General features: G+C 68.1%; 3 protein-coding genes. 2 read left to right on the top strand and 1 reads right to left on the bottom strand.

The window, feature by feature from the left end; all coding sequences use genetic code 11:
* The first annotated feature begins 135 nt into the window (after nt 1-135).
* A complete protein-coding gene (locus V7787_RS52535; protein ID WP_336095417.1) occupies nt 136-708 on the top strand; it encodes a DJ-1/PfpI family protein in 573 nt (190 codons plus the stop codon).
* A gap of 90 nt (nt 709-798) precedes the next feature.
* On the opposite strand, the gene msrA is transcribed toward V7787_RS52535, so the two are convergent.
* Nucleotides 799-1464: a peptide-methionine (S)-S-oxide reductase MsrA gene (gene msrA, locus V7787_RS52530; RefSeq protein WP_336095416.1), complete on the bottom strand. Its 666-nt coding sequence runs from the start codon at nt 1462-1464 to the stop codon at nt 799-801.
* A 195-nt stretch (nt 1465-1659) separates the two neighbouring features.
* On the opposite strand from msrA, the gene V7787_RS52525 reads away from it, so the two are divergent.
* Nucleotides 1660-3300 (top strand): peptide-N4-asparagine amidase, encoded by a 1641-nt coding sequence (locus V7787_RS52525; protein ID WP_336095415.1) that lies wholly within the window; start codon nt 1660-1662, stop codon nt 3298-3300.
* Nucleotides 3301-3368: the final 68 nt, after the last annotated feature.

The raw sequence follows: 3368 nt of genomic DNA, 5'->3' as shown, positions 1-3368 counted from the left end.
GACGCAGCTCCTACAGTCGGTTACCGTGCCATCGTGATCGGCTACCAAACTTTCGCGCGCACCTGACGCACGTCACTGGCCCGGCCGCGAACGCATCGCGATCATGGCCGCCCACGCGAACAGGAAGCGCAACGCATGAGCAAGACTCTGGTACTGATGATGGTCGACCGTCCCGCCGACTGGGAATACGGTCCGCTCGCCGCCGCGGCGCATGCGTGGTTCGGCGTCGACGTGGTCAGCGCCAGCATCGAAGGTTCGCCGTTGACCACGATGAGCGGCCTGACCCTGCAACCGCAGCAGCGGCTGACCGACCTGGATCCGCTGGCCGCCGATCTGTGGGTGGTGCCCGGCAGCCCGCTGTGGGACGAAGCGCCGGCGCCGGAACCGATCCTGGCCGCGTTGCGCGCACGCGTCGCCGCCGGCCGCGCGGTCGCCGGCATCTGCGGCGGCACCCGCGCGCTGGCCGCGGCGGGTGTGCTGGATGAGCGTGCGCACACCAGCAACGAGGCGGGTTATCTGAGCGAGGTCGCCGGATACCGCGGCGGCGCGCATTACCGCGAAGAGGCCTGCGTCAGCGATGGCTTGGTCGCGACCGCGCCGGGCACTTCGCCGATTTCCTTCGCGCAGGCGTGCCTGCGCATTTTGCTGCCCGAGCAAGAAGAAGGCATCGCCCAGATGCGGGCGATGTTCGCGCGCGAGTTCGCTTGAATCGGTGAGTCGGGAATGGGCGGTTGAAAGCGGCCGGCGGGCTGGATTCCGCGCAACTCGCGAAGCTTCAGCCCATTCCCCATCCCGAGTTCAGGCCAAGCCGATCGGACAACTCACGCCGGTACCGCCCAAACCGCAATAACCCATCGGGTTCTTGGCCAGGTATTGCTGGTGATCGTCTTCGGCGTAATAGAACTCCGGCGCCGGCGGCGGCGGAATCTCGGTGGTGATCTCGCCATAACCGGCCTCGCGCAGCTTGACCTGGAACGCGTCGCGGCTGGCCAACGCCGCCCGATATTGGGCGTCGTTTTCGCAATAGATCGCCGAGCGGTATTGAGTACCGGCGTCGTTGCCCTGGCGCATGCCCTGGGTTGGGTCGTGGCTTTCCCAGAACACTTTCAGCAACTGCTCGAACGCGATCTTGGCCGGATCGAACACCACCAGCACCGCCTCGGTGTGACCGGTCTGGCCGCTGCACACTTCGCGATAGGTCGGATTGGGCGTGTAACCGCCGGAATAACCGACCGCGGTGACCGCCACGCCCGGCAGCGACCAGAACTTGCGCTCGGCGCCCCAGAAGCAGCCCATGCCGAATTGCACCCGGGCAAGGCCCACGTACTCATCGCGCAGCTTCGCGCCACTGATGTAGTGCGCGTTGTGCAAAGGCAGCGGCGCGGCCCGGCCCGGCAGCGCGTCTTCGGGTTGCGGCAAGCGCTGCTTGAACGCACCGATGCCAGGAATGATCGAACCGGCCATGGACTGCCTCCGTTAGCGTGTGCGGATGGGGAGCGGCGAGCGTGCGCCGTGCCGATGAAATGCGGCATCCGTCGCAGGATTCAAGGGTCGGCGCGATCCGCGCGGCTTGCCGCATCGGCGTTCAGCGCGGAAGCTCGAAGCCTTGGCCGCGTTCGGCCACGCCGCGCTCATCCCCCGCCTATCGAGGATACCCGCATGCCCTCACGCCTGCCCTCCACGCTGTCCGCTTTCGCGCTCGCGCTGCTGTGCCTGAACGCCGCGCCCGCGCGCGCCGCCGACGAATTCGGAACCGATTGGGACGATCCGCGCACCGCCGATCCCGCGGTGGCGCGGCCGGACACCCGCAGTTGCACGGTCGAGATTCTCGACACCGCGTTCGCCGATTTCGAATGGCATCCCGGCGCGATCGCGCCGCCGGCCGCTTGCCCCGGGCCGTGGAGCAAGGTGGTGCTGGAGATGGACGGACAGGTCAAGGGCGTGCAGTTCGACCGGCTCGGCTATTTGCAGATCGGCGGTATGACCGTGTTGTCGACCAGCACCCCGGAGCCCTCGCGCGACGGCATCGGCTGGCATGTCGAGAAGGACATCAGCGCCTATGCCTCGCTGCTGAAATCGCCGCAAGCGGTGCGCATGTACCTGGGCAACGTGGTCAACCAGACCTACACCGGCGTGATCTATATCCAGGCGCGGGTGGTGTTCTACAACGCCGACCGCCGCCACCCGGCGGTGGACGCGGCCGACCGGGTCGCGCCGCTGGCCAACGAGCGCCGCGACGGCAGCGACCTGATCGGCGACTACACCTTGCCGGCCAACGCCACCCGCTGGATCGGCGAGGTCTACGCCACCGGCTCGGGCGGCGGTTGCGAAGAGTTCTGGTACTTCACCGCGCCGCCGCAGGCCAACTACTCCTGCCCCGCGCAACACGGGCCGTATCGCGAAGTGCAGGTGTTGATCGACGGCCGCGTCGCCGGCATCGCCATGCCGTATCCGCACATCTACACCGGCGGCTGGTCCAATCCGTTCCTGTGGTACGTGATTCCGGCGCCGCGCGCGTTCAACATCGAACCGATCCGTTACGACCTGTCGCCCTTCATCGGCCTGGTCAACGACGGCCGCGCGCACGAAATCCGTTTCCGCGTGGCCAACCTGCCCGACGGCGCCTCCGGCTGGACCCTGCAACCGAATCTGCAGGCCTGGACCGACCCGCGCCGCGCCGCCACCGGCGGCCGTTTGCTGAGCTATCAACTCACTCCGCTGGCGGCGCAATCCACCTACCGCGCATTGCCCGACGGCCGCTTCGAAGTCGACACCCGCGGCGGCCACCGCCTGCGCGCCAGCGGCTACGTCGACACCGCCAAGGGCCGCCAATACACCACGGTCGAACGCATCGTCGGCAACACCAACCTGCACGGCTGGGGCGCCGAGGAGAATCCGGACGGGGTCAAGGGCGAGTGGAACGACACCCAGACCGTGACCCGCCTCGGCGGCGGCGCGCCGGGCTTGTCCACGCATGCCCAGCGCTTCGGTTTCGACGGTTCGCTGAGCGTGGTGCCGTCGGGCAGCGCGCAACGCATCGTCACCACGATGAAGATCTTCGACAACGCCGATCTGTTGCAGACGCCGGGACGCGGCCAGGCGCCGATCGCGCAGAGCAAGCGCAACAGCTTCGCAGGCGAGGCCGGCTGGAACTACGGCGTGCCGCGGCCGGAGCGGCATGCCACCGGGCACTCGACCCAGCGCCATCGCAGCTACGGCACCCAGGGCTGCTACGACCGCGAGATCGCCCAGCGCAATGGGTTCATCGAGACGGATCGGTATCGCTGCGGCAAGCCGTAAGCGTCGGGGGCGGCGTTTCTCCGCGTCTGCGCGTGGAGAAACGCTGGCGACCGGCAATGACGCCGGTC

The organism is Pseudomonas sp. CGJS7, assembly GCF_036961695.1.
The sequence above is the reverse complement of the archived record's forward strand: the minus strand, read 5'-3'. Positions and strand labels throughout refer to the sequence as shown.